This window comes from Pseudomonas sp. S4_EA_1b, from assembly GCF_016307435.1.
Classification (GTDB): domain Bacteria; phylum Pseudomonadota; class Gammaproteobacteria; order Pseudomonadales; family Pseudomonadaceae; genus Aquipseudomonas; species Aquipseudomonas rhodesiae.
In genome coordinates this window covers 1-18,864 of the sequence record NZ_JAEILC010000006.1, presented here as the reverse complement: position 1 = coordinate 18,864, position 18,864 = coordinate 1, and the positions used below count along the sequence as shown (strand labels likewise).

The 18,864-nt window shown below is 61.5% G+C and carries 7 protein-coding genes; all 7 read left to right on the top strand.

Annotation, left to right across the window (positions count from 1 at the left end; translation table 11 throughout):
• Nucleotides 1–147: 147 nt before the first annotated feature.
• Nucleotides 148–1,644 (top strand): YdgA family protein, encoded by a 1,497-nt coding sequence (locus YA0848_RS01525; protein ID WP_040265188.1) that lies wholly within the window; start codon nucleotides 148–150, stop codon nucleotides 1,642–1,644.
• Nucleotides 1,645–1,886: 242 nt separating this feature from the next.
• Nucleotides 1,887–4,367 carry a poly-beta-1,6 N-acetyl-D-glucosamine export porin PgaA gene (gene pgaA, locus YA0848_RS01520; protein ID WP_184316382.1) on the top strand — a complete coding sequence of 827 codons (2,481 nt, stop codon included), beginning with the start codon at nucleotides 1,887–1,889 and terminating at the stop codon, nucleotides 4,365–4,367.
• Nucleotides 4,368–4,379: 12 nt separating this feature from the next.
• The gene (pgaB, locus tag YA0848_RS01515; protein WP_094066089.1) at nucleotides 4,380–6,377 is read left to right on the top strand and encodes a poly-beta-1,6-N-acetyl-D-glucosamine N-deacetylase PgaB; all 1,998 of its coding nucleotides are present in this window, start codon (nucleotides 4,380–4,382) and stop codon (nucleotides 6,375–6,377) included.
• 2 nt (nucleotides 6,378–6,379) lie between these two features.
• Nucleotides 6,380–7,720, top strand: a complete 1,341-nt coding sequence (gene pgaC, locus YA0848_RS01510) for a poly-beta-1,6-N-acetyl-D-glucosamine synthase (RefSeq protein ID WP_169903694.1) — start codon at nucleotides 6,380–6,382, stop codon at nucleotides 7,718–7,720.
• A gap of 2 nt (nucleotides 7,721–7,722) precedes the next feature.
• On the top strand, nucleotides 7,723–8,205 hold the full coding sequence (gene pgaD, locus YA0848_RS01505) for a poly-beta-1,6-N-acetyl-D-glucosamine biosynthesis protein PgaD (RefSeq protein WP_034095273.1): 483 nt from the start codon (nucleotides 7,723–7,725) through the stop codon (nucleotides 8,203–8,205).
• 396 nt (nucleotides 8,206–8,601) lie between these two features.
• The gene (locus YA0848_RS01500; protein ID WP_169903693.1) at nucleotides 8,602–10,323 is read left to right on the top strand and encodes a ShlB/FhaC/HecB family hemolysin secretion/activation protein; all 1,722 of its coding nucleotides are present in this window, start codon (nucleotides 8,602–8,604) and stop codon (nucleotides 10,321–10,323) included.
• Nucleotides 10,324–10,354: 31 nt separating this feature from the next.
• Nucleotides 10,355–18,811, top strand: a complete 8,457-nt coding sequence (locus tag YA0848_RS01495) for a two-partner secretion domain-containing protein (RefSeq protein WP_169903692.1) — start codon at nucleotides 10,355–10,357, stop codon at nucleotides 18,809–18,811.
• Nucleotides 18,812–18,864: the final 53 nt, after the last annotated feature.

Sequence of the window (18,864 nt, the reverse complement as noted above, 5' to 3'; positions counted from 1 at the left end):
ACCAGTAGCGATCTGATGCCTCTGAAAGGTTGCGCCGTTTAAGGCCGCCAGTGCTAATCTTCCCCCCGTTTTCGGCGGGCTTGAGCCAACCCTTGCAGGGTTCAAGGAAGACAGCCCACTTCTCACAGGATTTGATCAGGTCACTTCATGAATAAGCCAGCAGTCGTTCTTTTGGGTTTTGTTGTCGCCGTCGGCGTCGTCAGTGCAGGCGGCGCCTGGTACACCGGTAAGCAGTTGGAGCCGGTGTTGCAGACCGCGATCCAAAACGCCAACAAGGAACTGCAAACCTCCATGGCCGGCGTCGACGGCAGCGTCGCCCTGGAACTGGTGTCCCTGGAGCGCGGCGTGTTCAGCAGCACCGCGCACTACCGCTTGAAGGCGCAGGGTCCGGTGTTCGGCGAAGAAAACCCGAACCCGGAGCTGCTGTTCGTCGACCATATCGAACACGGCCCGTTGCCGTTCTCGCGTCTGGTCACGCTTAAATGGCTGCCGGTGATGGCCACCAGTCACTACGAGCTGGAAAAGAACGCCACCACCGAGAAGTGGTTCGCTGCCGCCAAAGACGCATCGCCGCTCAAGGGCGTGGCCAATATCGGCTATACCCGCGCGGTCAACGGCAATGTCGAACTGCTGCCCCTGGAGTTCAAGGACGATAAGTCCTCGGTGAGCTTCTCCGGCGCCAACCTGAATTTCGATGGCACCGCCGAAGGCCAGAAAGTCAAAGCCGACGGTTTTATGAACAGCCTCAAGGTCGCCGCCGTAGACGCCCAGGGCGCGCCGTTCGAAGCCGAACTGGCCGGCCTGACCGTGGCCAGCAACCTGGCCAAGTCCACCTTCGGTTTCTACACCGGGCAGAACACCGTAGAGCTGACGGACGCCAAGTTCACCGTCGGCGTGCAGAAAGACGTGATCTCGCTCAAAGGCTTTGAGCAGAAAGACTCCAGCGAAACCAAGGACAACAACCTGGCCGGCCGCGTCGACTACAAAATCGACGAGATCGGCTACAAGGGCAAACCCGTCGGTTCGGCCGCCATGGCGCTGAGCATGAAAAACGTCGACGTCCCGGCCATGCTGGTGCTGACCAAGCTCTACCAAGACAAGATGCAGCCGGTGCAAGCCGCGGCCGCCGCTGGCGAGCCCGTGCCTGAACTGCAATTGACCGAAGCCGAGCAGACCCTGGCCGAAGCCAACGTCAACCAACTGTTGGCCGCCAAGCCGCAACTGGCGGTAGAAAACCTGTCGCTGAAAACCACCCATGGCGAAAGCAAGTTCAGCCTGGTGGTGGACCTGGCCAAGCCGGCGTCGATGGAATTGCCGCCGGTTGAACTGGGCAAGCAGATGGTGTCGCTGCTGGACGCCAACCTGACCCTGTCCAAGCCAATGATCGCCGATGTGTCCGCCCTGCAAGCCCAGGCCGGCGGCCTGACCGACCCGAAAGCCATCGAGCAGCAAGCGCAGATGGCCGCCGAGATGGTCAGCGGTATGGCCGTGGGTACACAACTGGCGACCCTGGTGGGCAGCGATGTGGTGTCCAAACTGCACTACGCCAACAATGAAGTGACCTTCAACGGCCAGAAGATGACCGTCGAGCAGTTCATCGGCTTTGTGATGTCCAAAGTCGGCGCGGTCAGCGGCGCGCAATAATCGCCTCACGTGTGGCAAGGGCGCTTGCTCCCTTGCCACAAGCGGCGCTGCTTCGCGGGCCGCGCGTAAATACCCCTTCTTCATCCAATTCTGAACAATTGTTCTGATTTGCGCTTTTACCCACCGCCCTCGGCGATAGTGACCACAGGAAAGCTAGGCCGGGTCATGAGACGTCGGCACCCTGAAGCGAAGCGCTCAGGACCACCTATCGTTACAGCTTTCCCTGTAAGGAAGCTCACGATATGTTGCCAAACCCACCACTCAGTGCATCAGGCCGGTTGCGACTGCTTATCGGGGTCGCCTTGTGCAGCCAATTGCTGATGCCTGCTTTTGCCGTGGCCGATCCGGCCTATGACGCGCTGATCATCCAGGCGCGCAACGGCAATTTCACCCCCGCCCTTACGCAATTGCGCCAGTTGTCCACCGAGCGCCAGACGCCTGGCCAGGTCAGCGATCACTTGGTGATTGCCGGTTGGGCCGGCCAGGACGCCGAAGTGCTGCAGGTCTACGAGGCCCAGGGCAAGCATCGCAACCTCAGCCCCCAAGCCCTGGCCACGGTGGCGCGCACCTATCGAAATCAGAAACAGTGGGCCCAGGCCGAGGCGGTGTACCGTCAGGCGTTGCTGCGCGAACCGAACAACATCGACCTGCAACTGGGCCTGGCCCTTACCCAGGCCGATGGCGGCAAGGCTAACGAAGCGGTGCAGAGTACCCGTGCATTGGTGGCCGCCAAGCCTGAAGACCCCAACCGCCGCATGGCCCTGGGTTATGCGCTGACCCGTGCCGGCTTGAATTACGACGCGCTGTTCGAATTCGATCAGGCGTTTATGCGTGCCGGCGATAAGCCGGAAGTTGCCCGCGAATACATCATCGCTCTACAAAAGGCCCGCTTGCCGGAGGCCGCGCTGCGTCTGTCGGCCCAGCGTCCGGGCCTGCTGGATGCGGTTACCCAACGCCGCCTGGAAGGCGATCTGGCCGCCGAGCGTGTGCGCATGGCCGAGTTCGCCACCCGCAGTGAACAAGAGCGCTACGTGATCGCCGACCGTGCGCTGCAGGCGTACGACAACCTGCTCGCACGCTGGACCCCCGACGCCAGCGCCCACGATGACGTGGTGCGCTGGCGCATCGACCGCCTGGGCGCTCTCAAGGCTCGGGCGCGCATGGCGGATGTGGTGCGCGAATACGAAACCTTGACCCGCGAAGGCGTGCAATTGCCCACCTACGCCGTACGCTGGGTGGCGGCGTCCTACCTGGACCAACGCCAGCCGGAAAAGGCCGAGCCGCTGTACCGTCAGGCCCTGAGCGCCGCCGATGCCGAACCCGATGATCGCGTCGAAGACACCACCGCCTTGTTTTATGCCCTGCAAGAGAGCGATCAGGGCGAACAAGCCCGCGAAGTCGCTGGCAGCCTCGCCAACAGCCAAAAACCTCGGGTCGAACTCAAGGGCCTGCCGATTGGCAACCCCAACGATTCATGGATGGACGCCCAGCAACTGGCCGCTCAGTCCGGCGTCTACGGCGGCGACCTGCCGGGCAGCGAAGCCAGCCTGGAAGCATTGGTGGCCAAGGCCCCAGGCAATGTCGGCTTGCGCCTGGCCCAGGCCGACATGTACCGCGCCCGCGACCTGCCGCGCCGTGCCGAAGGCATTCTGAAAGAAACCGAAGCCCAGGCCCCGCGCGACATCGGCCTGGAAGTGTCCCAGGCTTACACCGCCATGGACCTGCAGGAGTGGCGCCAGCTCGACGTGCTCACCGACGACGTGGTCGCGCGCAACCCCGACAGTCGCCAAGTGCAGCGCCTCAACCGCTTGCGCAATGTGCACGACATGGCCGAATTGCGCGTTGAAGCCTACACCGGCAAAAGCTACGGCGGCGGCAACAACAGCGATGCCGGCGCAGTGGCCGGCAGCCGTGACTGGGGCATCGAGAGTGTGATCTACACCCCGCCCATCGACGAAGACTGGCGCCTGTTCGCCGGTGCTGGTTACGCCACCGCCGACTTTGAAGAAGGCACCGGCCACCACCGTTGGCAGCGCGTCGGCGTGGAGCGGCGCACCCGTGACCTGACCCTGGAAGCCGAGGTGTCCAACCACTCCTACGGCTTTGGTTCCAAACAGGGCGCCCGCGTAGCGTTTGCCTATGACCTCAACGATCACTGGCAATACGGCGGCAGCCTCGACTACCTCGCCGCCACCACGCCGTTGCGCGCGTTGAATGCCGACATCACCGCCAATGGCGGCAGCGGGTTTATCCGCTGGCGCGCCAATGAAAGCCGCGAGTGGAAACTGTCCGTCAGCCCATCCCACTTCAGTGACGGCAACGACCGCGTCGAAGCCCTGCTCGCCGGCCGCGAGGGCCTCTACAGCTCGCCGAAGGTGCAAGTGGACCTGGGCCTGGAAGTCGCCACCAGCCGCAACAGCAAGGAAGACACGGTGTATTTCAACCCGAAGTCGGACTTCAGCGTGTTGCCCACCGTCAACGTCAACCATGTGCTCTACCACCGCTACGAGACCCAGTGGAGTCAGCAGTTCCAAGTCGGTGCGGGTACGTACAGCCAGCGTGATTATTCCACCGGCGGCGTCGGCCTGATCGGCTATGGCCAACGCTATCGCTGGAACGATGTACTGGAAGTCGGCGCCAACCTGAGCCTGATCAGCCGACCTTACGACGGTGATCGCGAACGCGATCTGCGCCTGCTCGTCGACCTCACTTACCGTTTCTAAAAGAGCCTGACCATGACTGTTCTCAGCCGTTGCTTGTTGCTCCTGGGTGTATTGCTGGCCAGCGCCTGCGCCCAGCAACCCGCGCCCTTCACTCCACCCGCCGAGCGGCCGACCCCAGCCAACGAAGCGGCGTGGCCGAAGAACCATTTCCTGGGGATCGCCTACCACGACGTGTCCGACCGCGACCCCGATCAGGCCGTGGTGGCGGTGCGTACCGAGCGGCTGATCGAACAATTGGCCTGGCTGCGCGAGAACGGTTACCAGGCGGTCAGCGTCGATCAGATTCTCGCCGCCCGCCGTGGCGGCCCGGCGTTGCCGCCCAAGGCAATCATGCTGAGTTTCGACGACGGCTATTCGAGCTTCTATACCCGGGTAATGCCGATTCTGCGCGCCTACCGCTGGCCGGCGTTGCTGGCACCGGTGGGCTACTGGATCGATACGCCGCTGAACAAGCCGGTGGACTTCGCTGGCATGCCGCGCCCTCGGGGTGAGTTCCTCACCTGGGAGCAGATTCGCGAGGTGTCGCAATCGGGCCTGGTAGAAATCGCCGCCCACACCGATGCCAACCACAAAGGCATCCTGGCCAACCCCCAGGGCAACCTGGAGCCGGCCGCAACCACCCGCCGCTATGATCCGGCGACCAATCGCTACGAAACCGAAGCGCAGTTCCAGGCGCGCATGCGTGCCGACGTGGCGGCGATCTCCAACAAAATTCGCAGCGTCACCGGCAAGGCACCACGGGTGTGGGTCTGGCCGTATGGCGCGGCCGACGGCACGTCGCTGGCGGTGGTGGGCGAGCAGGGTTACCAGATGGCCCTGACCCTTGAAGACGGCCTCGACAACCTCGGCGACCTGATGAACAGCCCGCGCTTCCTGGTGGCCTCCGATCCGGACGGCGAGCACTTCGCTAATAGCATCGTGGCCGTGCAGGCCAAGGCGCCGCTGCGCGTGCTGCATGTGGACCTGGACAACGTCTACGACCCGGACCCCGCCCAGCAGGCGCGCAACCTCGACCAACTGGTACAGCGCGTGGTGGACATGGGCGCCGGCACGGTGTTCCTGCAAGCCTTTGCCGACCCCAAGGGTGATGGCCTGGTGCACTCGCTGTACTTCCCTAACCGTCACTTGCCGATGCGTGCCGACCTGTTCAACCGCGTCGCCTGGCAGTTGCATACCCGTGCCCATGCCAGCGTCTATGCCTGGATGCCTGTGCTCAGTTTTGCCCTCGACGCCAAGCTGCCGCGCGTGACCCGTTGGGATCCCAAGACCGGCAAGATCGGCCTCGATCCCGACCAGTACCAACGCCTGTCACCTTTCGATCCCGCCGTGCGCAAGGCTATCGGCGAAATCTACGAAGACTTGGCGCGGGTAGGGCCGATCGACGGCATCCTTTATCACGACGATGCTGTGTTCAACGATTTCGAAGACGCCAGCCCCGCCGCATTGAAAACCTACGCAGCCAACGGTTTGCCCGACAGCATTGCGGCCCTGCGCGCCGACCCGGCGGTGATGCAACGCTGGACGCGTTTCAAGAGCCGCTACCTGATCGACTTCACCCATGAGCTGACCGCCAAGGTGCGCGCCATCCGCGGGCCACAGGTGCTGACCGCGCGCAATATCTTCGCCGAGCCGATGCTCAACCCGCCGAGCGAAGCCTGGTTCGCGCAGAATCTGGATGATTTCCTCCAGGCTTACGACTGGACCGCGCCGATGGCCATGCCCCTGATGGAGGGTCAGCAGGTGAGCACTTCCAACGCCTGGCTGGAGAAACTGGTCGCCACCGTCAAGAAGCGCCCCGGTGCCCTGGAGCGCACGGTGTTCGAGTTGCAAGCCAAGGACTGGCGCACCAAAGAGGCCACCGATATCAACGGTGCGCAAATGGCTGAATGGATGGGTGTGCTTAAACGCCAGGGGGTCACGAGTTTTGGTTACTACCCGGACAACTTCCTGGAAAACTCCCCGGACCTGAACACCGTGCGTCCGGCCCTTTCCAACCAATGGAACCCTTGACCATGTTCGACAGAATCCTGGCTTTATTCGTACTGGCGCTGGTGTTGGGCGTGCCCCTGGGCCTGATCTTTCTGGTCACCGGGCAGTTCCTGATGGACTTCGTGTTCTTCTACCCGCTGTTTATGTCGGCGCTGTGGATTGCCGGCGGCCTGTACTTCTGGCTGCACTGGGAGCGCCACTGGCCTTGGGAGGAAGACACCCCGGCGCCGACCCTGGCCGGCAACCCGCTGATCTCGATCATCATCCCTTGCTACAACGAAGGGGATAACGCCGCCGATACCATCCATGCGGCGCTCGGCCAGTTGTACCCGAACATTGAAGTGATCGCGGTCAACGACGGCTCCAAAGACAACACCGCGGCGGTGCTCGATGCCCTGGCGCTGGAACACCCACGCTTGCGCGTGTTGCACCTGGCGCAGAACCAGGGCAAGGCCGTTGCCCTGCGCATGGGGGCCGTGGCGTCACGCAGCGAATACCTGGTGTGCATCGACGGCGACGCGTTGCTCGACAAAAACGCGGCGGCTTATCTGGTGGCGCCAATGCTGGACAACCCACGCCTGGGCGCCGTCACCGGCAACCCACGAATTCGCACGCGGTCGACCCTGATCGGTCGCGTCCAGGTGGGTGAGTTCTCGTCGATCATCGGTTTGATCAAGCGCACCCAGCGCGTGTTCGGCCGGATCTTCACGGTGTCGGGGGTGGTGGTAGCGTTCCGTAAGAAGGCGCTGGACCGCATCGACTACTGGAGCACCGACATGATCACCGAAGACATCGACGTGAGTTGGAAGCTGCAGTTGGATCACTGGGCCATCTTCTACGAGCCGCGCGCGCTGTGCTGGATCCTGATGCCCGAAACCGTCGGCGGCCTGTGGAAGCAGCGCCTGCGCTGGGCCCAGGGCGGCGCCGAAGTGTTGTTCAAGAATATCCGCGGCATCTGGCAGTGGCGTCACCGCTATCTGTGGCCGCTGCTGTTCGAGTACTGCCTGTCCACCGGCTGGGCGTTCACCTTCCTGCTGTCGGTGATCTTTTGGGGCGTGGGCAAGTTTATTGCGCTGCCACAGGCAATCGCCGTCGACGCTCTGATGCCGCCGGCTTTTACCGGGTTGGTCCTGGCGATGGTCTGCCTGGTGCAGTTCGCGGTGAGCATCATCATCGACCGCCGTTACGAGAAAGACCTGTGGAAAACCCTGTTCTGGACCGTGTGGTACCCGATGGTGTTCTGGTTGGTCAGCCTGTTTACCACGCTGGTCAGTTTCCCCAAGGTGTTGTTCAACCAACATCAGAAACGCGCGCGCTGGGTCAGCCCGGACCGTGGTATCAAACCTGTCAGTGAGGAGGCGTGATCATGCACCTGGTCAGAACTCGCCAAAGCCTGGTGATGTGGATTATCGATGTGCTGTTGACCCTGATGGCTTGGGCCGGATTGATCTGGCTGCTGGCACGCGGTATCACCTCGATGCTCGACACCCACGGTGGCCCGCGTATCGAAGCGCCGATTTTCGCAGCGCTCAACACCTTGCAGATCTACCTGTGGATCGCGTTGTTCAACGCGGTAATCCTGGTGTGCTGGGCGCGCTATCAGCAACGCAAGGGCCGCAAGTTCGCCCAACGCCGCGCACAAGCCAACGCCTTGAGCGACCAGCACCTCAGTGAGAGCTTCAAATTGGGTGCCGGCGACCTGGAGCAACTGCGCCGCCCTGGCGTACTGGTTATCCACAACGACGAAGAGGGCGGTGTCGAAGAGGTGAGGTCCCATGTCTCCCGCGACGTGGAACGCCCGGCATTGACCCTGGTCCCCGGGCAGGAAAAAGATCAAAGCGTCAGATAAACCGTGCAGTCTTGACGGTGTGGTGAGCGGGCTCACCACGCCAACGCTGGCGGGTCCTGCTCTAGCGGCGTTGCATTGGAATACCGACAAATGGGATCCAATTCACAAAACGCCCGCGAACTTTTCCGTCTTTCTCGGTACTAACCTATCTCGGCAATAACTTGATGGCTAAATAATGGCATCTAATTAGTTGTTGTCGACTCATATTCAAAAAGTGCAGCCACTGGTCGGAATAATTGTTCCGTTAATCTGCGCATGCTCTTTTTGATTGGTTTTTATTGTTATTAATCAAGGGCTTGCAAACTAAATAAGTGCGGTCATACAACTAGCTCATTAGCTTGGGCTAGCGCAAGTTCGATGTTAGTTTGCGCCCCCTTGATTTTCGACGGATCGAACATGTCTCTGTTATTACCACGGACTCGGTACTTTCTATGCACTTTCCTGCTCGTTTGCTTGAGCATGAACAGCGCCACCGCCGCCCCCACCCCCGGGGACCAGGACCTGATCCGCGACCGGCAGAATCGCTTGCTCGAAGAGCAGAGCCGACGCCTGCAGGAACTCCAGGACCTGCCCGGCAAACAGACCAAGCCCGCCGCTCCGACGACGCCGGCAGACACTCGCTGCTTCCCGATCCAAGACATCGAACTCAAGGGCGCCGACAGCCTGTCCGCCGCCGACCGCACGCGCCTGCTCAAACCCTATTTGGGCCAGTGCCTGGGCGTGTCGCAGCTCAACGAACTGCTCAAAGTCATCACCGACTATTACATCGCCAAAGGCCGCGTCACCAGCCGTGCCTACTTGCCGCAGCAAGACCTGTCCAGCGGCCACCTGCAAGTGCTGGTGGTCGAAGGCAAACTCGAAGCGCTGAAAAGCGCCGAGGGCAGCAGCGTCACCGACCGCGAACTGGCCATGGCCTTTCCCGGCAAGGTCGGCGAGGCGCTGAACCTGCGCGAAATCGAGCAACTGGTGGATCAACTCAATCGCTTGCCCTCCAAGCAGGCGCAGATGGAACTGACCCCAGGCCAGCAGATCGGCGGCAGTGATGTGGTGGTCAAGAACACCCCGCAAAAGCCCTGGCGCGCCAGCCTGTCGCGTAACAACGACGGCCAGAAAAGCACCGGCGAACAGCAATGGGGCGCCGGCCTGGAGTGGGACAGCCCACTGGGCCTGGCCGACCAACTGATCCTGCGCGGCGGCCACGATGCGGTCAGCGACCACCAGAAAACCTCGAAAAACAGCATGCTGTATTACAACGTGCCGTGGGGCTGGTGGAACTTCAGCTACACCTACAGCGAAAGCGACTACCGCACCTACGGCCACACCAACGACTTCAAATTCAAGCAGGACGGCGACAACCAGAACCATCAACTGCGCGCCGAGCGGGTGATCCACCGCGACGACGTGAGCAAGACCTCGGTGAACGTCGGCCTGGCCCATCTGCGTACCAACAACTACATCCTCGATACGCGCACCGAGGCGAGCAGCAACCGCCTCAGCGAACTCCAGTTCGGCATCAACCACGGTCGGCGCATCGGCACTGCGTTCGTCAACCTCGACCTGGGCATGCAGAACGGCATCGGCCTGCTCGATGCCCAGTCTGAAGAAGAACGCGATCAGTTCGGCAACCGCCAGGCCAATTCGCGCTACCGCAAATACACCGCCACTGTCAGCTATCTGCAGCCGTTCACGCTGTGGGGCGAGTCGTTGAGTTTTTCCAGCCTGGCCACCGGTCAGCGCAGCGAAGACATTCTGTTCAGCCCGCAACGCGTGAGCCTGGGCGGCTCGGCCTCGGTACGCGGTTTCAAGGATCAGCAACTGACCGGCGACAGCGGCGGCTACTGGCGCAACGAGGTGCGTTGGGCGCGCCCGGTGACCCTGGATTGGCTGCGCCCGGCGTTTGCCGAGTACGGCGCCAGCGTCGGCTACGACCAGGGCGTGATCAGCAACGACCGCTACAACGGCGATGTGCATGGCCGCGTGTCCAGCAACTCCCTGGAACTGTTCGCCCGGGGCAAGCACGTCAGCACCAGCGTGACCTTTGCCCATTCTTTGGAAAGGCCGGCCGTAGTGAGCGAGCGCGAAGCGCCGATCTACTTCCGTATGGACTTCTTCCTGTAATTCAACGCCCCGCCGCAATGAGAATCTGACAATGGATGTTCGCCAATTTGCCTTCCTGGCCCGCCAACCTTCCGCCGCTTTGAAGCCGCGCGACGCGTTCTTCGGCCTGCCCAAGCGCGGGCTGGCGTTGATCCTGGCCAACGCGCTGTTCTGGCAGCCGCTGCTGGCCCAGGCCGAAGGCATTGTGGTCAGCGCGCCGGGCACCACTGTTGGCGCGGCGGGCAATGGCGTGCCCGTGGTGAACATCGCCACGCCCAACGGCGCCGGCTTGTCCCATAACCAGTTCCAGCAATACAACGTCGGCCCCAACGGCGTGATCCTCAACAACGCCAGCGGCGCGGTGACCAACACCCAGTTGGGCGGCTACATCGTCGGCAACCCCAACCTCAAGGGCGGCGCGGCCAGCGTCATCCTCAACGAAGTCACCGGCAGCAACCCCAGCCAACTGCGCGGGTACACCGAAGTGGCGGGGCAGTCGGCCAAAGTCATCGTCGCCAACCCGTACGGCGTCACCTGCAGCGGCTGCGGCTTTATCAACACGCCGAACGTCACCCTCACCACCGGCAAGCCGGTGCTCGACGCGAACGGCCAACTGAAAAGCTACCAGGTCGAAGGCGGCGCCGTGACCATCGACGGCGAAGGCTTGAACGCCAGCAATGTCGACCGCTTCGACATCATCACCCGCTCGGCCAAGATCAACGCGCAGATCAACGCGCGCGAACTGAACGTAATCGCCGGGCGCAACGATGTGGACGCCCAAAGCCTGAAAACCACACCGCGCGCCGACGACGGCAGCGCCAAGCCCGAACTGGCGATCGACTCCAGCGCGTTGGGCGGCATGTACGCCGGCGCGATCAAGCTGGTGGGCACCGAGGCGGGTGTGGGCGTTAAGTTCGACGGCACGCTGGCGGCCAGTGGTGGGGATATTCAGCTGGATGCCAATGGGCGTTTGAGCATGGCGCAGGCGGCGGCCACCGGTAACGTCAAGGTCACTGCGCAGAACGTCGACCTCACCGATAAGGTCTACGCCACCGGCAACGTGCAGATCACCAGCGCCCAGGCCCTGGTCAACCAGAAGAGCGTGGCGGCCGGCCAGCGCATTGAACTCAACGCCGCGACCGTCACCAACCCCGGCATCGTCGAAGCCGGCGTCGCCTCCGACAACAGCCGCAACGCCACCGGCGATCTGGTGGTCAACGCGCAAACCGTCACCACCTCCGGCAACCTGCTGGCCAGCCGCGCCTTGGCGATCAGCGCCGCGCAGGCGCTGACCAACCAGGGCGCGATCATCCAGGCCAAGACCGTCGACGTCAGCAGCGCCAAACTGACCAACCAGGGCGCCACCGCGCGCCTGTTCGGCGAACAGAGCCTGGCGATCAACTCGCCGGCCATCGTCAACCTCGGCGGCCTGATTCGCTTCGGTGAAGGCCAGGCCGCCACGCTCAACAGCGCATCCCTGAACAACCAGGGCCGTATCGAGATGGCCGGCGGCAGCCTGGTACTCACCAGTGCCGACCTGAACAACAGCGGCGGGCAAATCATCGCCGACGAGCTGACGCTCAACGCCGGCAAGCTCAATAACCAGAACGGCGTGCTGGTGGCCAAGACCGCCACCGTCAATGCCACCGAGCTCGACAACAGCCTCAAGGGCCTGATCCAGGCCGACGGCGGCGCGCTCAACCTCACCGTCAGCAACGGCTTCAACAACACCCAGGGTTTCGCCCAGGCCAGCACCGACCTGACCGTCAACGCCGGCACCCTCGGCAGCAATGCCGGCGGCGTATTGAGCGCCGACACCGGCAAGCTGACCCTCACCGCCGCACAACAGCTCAATAACGCCCAGGGCCGTGTGCAGGCCGGGCAGGGCAATATCGAACTGCACGCCGCGAACCTGGATAACCAGAGCGGCGTCATCGTCGGCAAACAATTGCTGCTCGACGTCGCCGGTGGGGATATCGATAACCGCGCCGGACGCGTATTGGGTGACCAACTCGACGTACGCGCCTCCGGCCTCGACAACCGCAGCGCCGGCTTGCTCGCCGGTGGCGCCCAGGGCGTAAGCCTGCTGCTCAAAGGCCCGGGCCAATTGCTCAACGCCCAGGGCCGCATCCAGAGCGAAGGCCTGCTGCAACTGCGCGGCGAGCGTTTCGACAACAGTGCCGGCATCCTGCTCGGCCAAACCGTCGATGTGACGGCGCAGCGCTTTACCAACAGCAACAAAGGCGCGTTGGTCAGCGATGGCGGCGACGTGGTGCTCAACGTCAGCGACCTGTTGACTAACGTCGGCGGCCAGATCGACGCGGGCGAGCGCAGTGTGTTGGTCAAGCAACTCACCACCCTCGACAACAGCGGCGGCACCCTGCGTGGCAAGCGCCTGGACATCACCGCCCAGCACCTGAATAACAACGACGATGGCCAACTGCTGGCCGGCGCCGGGGGCTTGAGCTTCAGCGGCCAGGATGTGAGCAACCGCAAGGGCCTGATCCTCAGCGGCGGCGCCCTCACCGAGTTGCACACTACCAGCCTGGATAACCAGGGCGGCACGGTGCAAGGTGACAGCCTGACCGTCACCGCCGACAAGGTCGACAACGGCAGCGGCGGCCTGATGGCGAGCCTGGTCGGCAACCTGCAACTGACCGTCGAAGCGCTGGCCAACCGTGGCGGCAAACTGTTCGGTAAAGAACAGCTGACCGTCAGCGGCGCCACCCTCGACAACAGCGAGGGCGGCCAGGTCAGCGGCAACCTGCTCAACCTGACCTCACGCGACACCCTCACCAACCAGGGCGGCCTGATCGAAGCCAACCAGGGGCTGAGCCTCAACGGTGGCAACCTGGACAACAGCGCCAACGGCCAACTGCGCGCGCTTGGCGGTGCCAGCAGCAGCCTCAACCTCAGCGGCGCGGTGAACAACGAGGGCGGCACCCTCGAATTCGGCAGCACGGCCTTCAGCCTCGACGCCACCAGCCTGAATAACCAGGCCGGCCTGTTGCAGCACGCCGGCAGCGGCCTGTTTCGCATCAACACCGCCAGCCTCAACGGCAGCCAGGGCACTATCAACGGCATGGGCACCGCCGACTGGGCGTTCGGCAAAGTCGACGGGCTCGGTCGCCTGCAACTCAACGAAGTGCTTACCTACAAAAGTGCTCAAGGCCTGGCCCTCAAGGCCGGCGACCGCATGGCCAGCGGTAAGGGCCTGGTCCTCAATGTGGCAAGCCTGGACAACGGCGGCGAACTGCTCAGCGACGGTGACCTGAGCATCACCACTGGCGACATGAGCAACAGCGGTCGCGTGTCGGCCCTGCAGACACTCACCGTGGCGGCGAACAACCTCAGCCAGAACGGCGGCCGCCTGGCGGCCAACAATACCCGCCTGACACTGGGCGGCACCCTGGACAACCTCGGTTTCCTCACTGCGCGTCAGCAACTGGATATCGCCGCGGCGCAGATCAATAACCGCGGCACCCTCGGCGCCCAGGGTGCGGTAAATCTCACTGCGGTCAATGGCATCACCAACGCGGCCGATTCGCTGCTGTTCAGCGGTGGCAACCTGACTCTGCGCGCCAATGGTTTCAGCAACCTTCATGGCGATGTCTACAGCAAAGGCGACTTGAGCTTCGCCGCGCGCGATGGCGGCCGTGCCGCGCTGTTCAGTAACCGTTCCGGCACCGTGGAAAGCGAAGGCTCGATCGGTATCAATGCGGGCTTTATCGAAAACGCCAAAGATGAATTCGAACTCGGGCAGACGCTGACCACCGGCAGCTTGAGTTGGATCTGTGGCCAGCACTGCGGCGAAAAAGATTGGTGGGAAAAAGGCATCATCACCATCTACGAGACCCACCTTGAGGCGGCGACCAAGGATTCGGCAGCGGCGCGCCTGGTAGCTGGCAAAAACATGCTGCTGCAAGGCGACAATGTGCAGAATCGCTACAGCCTGATGGCTGCCAATGGCGACCTGAGTATTGCCGCCGGTGACCTGCTTAACCAGGGTGCCGCCACGCGCACAGGGCAGCGCAAGATTGTCGTCACCACGCCAGGACGTGTCTCCGACGATTTATTTGAACGCATGCAATGGGTCGACGTTCCCGCTTTCAATGCGGCCACGGCGGCTGGGCATTTCGATAAGGCGCGCTTTGAAGAGCTGAAAAACCGCTCACCCAATAGCTATCCTTTCGAGCACATAAGCGACGTCACCACCTGGACCAACAACAGTGGCCCCGGCTACGACGCCACCCTGCAAGCCGGCGGCACGGTCAACCTCAACGTCGCCCGCACCCTGCAAAACGGCACGCTGCACAACAACACCCTGGCCCAGTTGACCGGCACCCTCGGCGACGACCAGACCGGCATCCCCGTCGGTGGCATCAACATCAACCTGAGCAAACACGCCAACGACCCGAGCGCCAAGGCCGCCGGCAGCATCCTGCCCGTAGCAGGCGCGGCCCCCGGCGGCGGCTTCGTGCCCGTGGACTACACCGGCACCGCCTTCGCCCCGGTCGACCCGACCACCTCGCCTAACTTCCAACTGCCCAAGGGCGAGTACGGCCTGTTCGTTAAAAATCCTGACCCGACCAGCCATTACCTGATCGAGACCAACCCCGAGTTCGCCTCCCTCACGGGCTTCTTCAGCTCCGACTACATGCTCGGCAAACTCGGCTTCAGCTCCGACAACGCCTGGCGCCGCCTCGGCGATGGCCAATACGAAACCCGCCTGATCCGCGACGCCGTGCTCGCCCAAACCGGCCAACGCTTCCTCGCCGGCGGCCTGTACAGCGACGCCGACCAGTTCCGCTACCTGATGGACAACGCCCTGGCCAGCAAAGACGCGCTGCGCCTGAGCCTGGGTGTCACCCTCACCAGCCAGCAAGTCGGCGCCCTGACCCACGACATCGTGTGGATGGAAAACCGCGTCATCGACGGCCAGACCGTCCTCGTGCCCGTGCTCTACCTGGCCCAGGCCGAGTCGCGCAACGTGCGCGGCAACAGCCTGATCCAAGGCCGCGACCTCAACCTGGTCACCGGCGGCGACCTGATCAACGTCGGCACCCTGCGCGCCAGCAACAACCTCTCCGCCGTCAGCAGCGGCAGCATCTACACCGGCGGCCTGGTCGAGGCCGGCAACAACCTGAGCCTGCTGGCCCAGGACAGCATCCGCAACGCCATGGCCGGCGAGATTCGCGGCAAGCAAGTCAGCCTCACGGCGCTCAAAGGCGACATCACCAACGAAACCACCGCCATCCAGGTGCGTGACGGCGCCGGCATGCGCACCCTCACCGACGGCAGCGGCGGCACCATCGTCGCCCGCGAAAACCTGGCCATGGACGCTGGCCGCGACCTCACCAACCGAGGCGCGCTGGTAGCGGGCAACGACGCCAACCTCACCGCCGGCCGCGACCTCAACCTCATCGCCGCCAGCGACACCAGCGTCAAGCACGAGATCCGCGACGGCGGCGAGAAATCCAGCATCACCACCGACGTCAAAAACCTCGCCGCCACCGTCACCGCCGGCGGCAACCTGAACATGAAGGCCGGGCAGGACGTCAACATCATCGGCAGCACTGCCACCGCTGGCAAAGACTTCAACGTCGACGCTGGGCGTGACTTCAACGTGGCGTCGGTCAGCGATGTGCACAACGTCGAAGGCAAGGAGAAGCACGGCAAGAAGCGCATCAAGACAGCGGATGAGCAGACCACCCAAGTGGCGAGCGTGCTGACGGCGGGTGGGGATTTCACCAGCCAGGCCGGGCGTGACACGACGCTGGTGGCGAGCAGGATCAGTGCGGGAAATGAGGCTTATCTGTATAGCGGGGATAAGTTGAGTTTGTTGGCGGCTGAGAACAGCACGCACACGCTGTATGACATGAAGAAAAACAGCGGCTGGGGTTCCAAAAAGACCCAGCGCGATGAGGTAACGCGCATTACCAACGTCGGCACTGAAATCAAGACCGGCGGCGACCTGACCCTCAAGAGTGCAGGCGACCAGACCTATCAACTTGCCAAGCTTCAAAGCGGCAAGGACATCACCCTGGATAGTGGTGGCGCGATTACTTTTGAAGCGGTCAAGGATCTGCATCAGGAGAGCCATGAGAAGAGCAATAACAACGCGTTTTGGGTTTCCTCCAAGGGCAAGGGCAACACCGACGAAACCGTCCGCCAGAGTCAGCTGATTGCTGAAGGCAATGTTGCGATTAAAGCTGTCGCCGGTTTGAAGATCGACATTAACCAGGTCAATCAGGAGACAGTCAGCCAATCCATCGATGCGATGGTTAAGGCCGATCCACAGTTGGCTTGGATCAAGGATGCTGAGAAGCGTGGTGATGTGGACTGGAGGCAGGTCAAGGAGATCCACGACAGCTTCAAGTACAGCAACTCGGGCCTGGGGCCTGCTTCGCAGATCATTATTGCGATTGTGATGGCGGCGGTGGTTGGGCCATTGGCCGCGGGCGCGATGGGCACCGCTACTGGCGGAATGGTTGCTGCCGGAACAATGACGGCGAATACCGCAACCTTCATTAGTGCGGCATCAGGTGCAGTCGCAGCGGGAGCAGCAACTAACGCAACGGTTAGCGTCATTAATAATCGGGGCAACCTGGGCGCGGTATTCAAGGACGTGACCTCGTCAGATGCAATGAAGGGGTACGTGATTTCTGGCGTTACAGCCGGCCTGACAGCTGCTTATTTCGATGGTTGGACGGGGACCAAGACTGAGTACGGAACAGGGAACATTACGTCTCCGCCTTTGAATACATGGACTGGGGTTGGTCAGTTTGCTGCGAGTCAAACTTTGCAGAACGGCACGTCAATGCTTGTTGGCAAGGCGTTAGGGCAAGGTGGCAGTGGCAGTGACGCACTCAAAAGCGCGTTATTCAATACGCTGGCGGCGGTCAGTTTCAATGCCGTTGGAGACTATACAAAAGGTCGGTTGACCGAAGGCTATCCGCCAAAAATCATTGTGCATGCCATGGTGGGTGGCTTGCTTGCAGAGGCAACAGGAGGCGATTTCAAAACAGGTGCTTTGGCTGCGGGCGTTAACGAAGCGGTAGTTGGGCACTTGAGCTCTCTGGTTCATGGCGATAAGACATTGCTCTCCATGAGCTCACAAGTGATTGGAGTGCTCGCAGCGGCGACGCAGAAAGACGCTGACGCTGAATCCTTGGAAAAGGGCGGCTGGGTGGCGAAAAATGCTACGCAGTACAACCATTCGCTTCACGAAATGCAGACCGTTGCACTGGATGAGCTACGTCGACGCGACCCTGAGAACAAGGCTAAATATGACGCTGCGGCATGTGCATTGACCCACTGCAGCGCGTCTGTTCCTAAAAGTGACGAAAATTACAAAACGCTTGTTGAGTTGGAAAACAAGGGTAATGAATTTACCAAGGAAATTGCGTTACTCAAAAGCACGGGGCAATTTGATTACACCTTCAAGGATCGAATAGACGACGCGCTTAGTGTAAACAACGAGTTATTCACGAACGTCGGGTACGCCGCAAGCGCAGCAGGCGGGGCGGGAGCTGGCACTCTTTCTTACATTGGTATGGTTGGTGCCTCCCCTGCTTGTGTGAGTATTGTTGGTTGCGCTGCGCCATTCGCCCTCGGCGCGATGGGCACTGTCGCGTTTGCAGGTGCGGCTGCCTCATATGATCAGATTGGCGCACCTTACACATCTACGGAGGGCGGGCGAGTTTTAGCTTCGCTTCACCCAGAGCAATACCCCGGCGAAGCAAGCCCCCTGGGGGATCTCAGCCAGAGAGCTGCTGAGTCGCTGGCGGAGTTGGCAGTCGCGCACTATGGGGGGAAGGCGTTATCTGGAGAGCTGTCGTCGGTAATAAAGAACGGTGTTAATCCTAATGCTGCGACGAAGGGCCAACCTGTATTTGGTGGCGGCACTGATAACGAAGCGGGTACGCTGGTTGAAAGAAATGTCATAGAGGGGCCGTCTAAAGGTGCAAAAGGGCCAGGTTCTGCTGGTACGGGTACGACGGCGGGTAGTGATGTTACAAGTACAACGCCTAAAGCTGGTGTTTTTTGGAATAAAACAACAGTTCTAGATAGGACTGTTTATCAACGTAACGACCTCTTTGACCCAGAGGCCCTATCGACCTGGAGAGTACGAGGTAAAACTGTTCAAGGCTCAAACCTTGAGAGGATGGCCTCGGGTCGAGCACCAATTGGGTATGATGGGAAATCAGTTGAGTTACATCATCTCTCGCAAACTGAAGTTAATGGATTCGCTGGTACTCGTGGTTCACTTGCAGAAGTTGGATCTGTTTTCCATAGCCAGAATAGCAGTGTTCTTCACGTCCCATCCAATGCCGCTCAAAGCTTTAGGTATACCCGTTACAAAGACTCTGCAGAATACAGAAACCCTACGACTGATTATGTTTCAGTTCCTATGGATTTGAATGCAAAAACATTGACAAAACAGGCCAAAGAGTTTAACTCTTATCAGTCAGATTATTGGAAAATGCGGGCTCGGAGCGGGGAGTAATTAGACGTGGATTATTCGAGAATAATTATTCTTATTGATGAGTCGGATTTCGT

Coding starts and splice junctions, on each gene's coding strand:
- pgaB (WP_094066089.1), top strand. CDS start 4,380: ATGACTGTTCTCAGCCGTTGCTTGTTGCTCCTGGGTGTATTGCTGGCC.
- pgaD (WP_034095273.1), top strand. CDS start 7,723: ATGCACCTGGTCAGAACTCGCCAAAGCCTGGTGATGTGGATTATCGAT.
- pgaA (WP_184316382.1), top strand. CDS start 1,887: ATGTTGCCAAACCCACCACTCAGTGCATCAGGCCGGTTGCGACTGCTT.
- YA0848_RS01495 (WP_169903692.1), top strand. CDS start 10,355: ATGGATGTTCGCCAATTTGCCTTCCTGGCCCGCCAACCTTCCGCCGCT.
- YA0848_RS01500 (WP_169903693.1), top strand. CDS start 8,602: ATGTCTCTGTTATTACCACGGACTCGGTACTTTCTATGCACTTTCCTG.
- pgaC (WP_169903694.1), top strand. CDS start 6,380: ATGTTCGACAGAATCCTGGCTTTATTCGTACTGGCGCTGGTGTTGGGC.
- YA0848_RS01525 (WP_040265188.1), top strand. CDS start 148: ATGAATAAGCCAGCAGTCGTTCTTTTGGGTTTTGTTGTCGCCGTCGGC.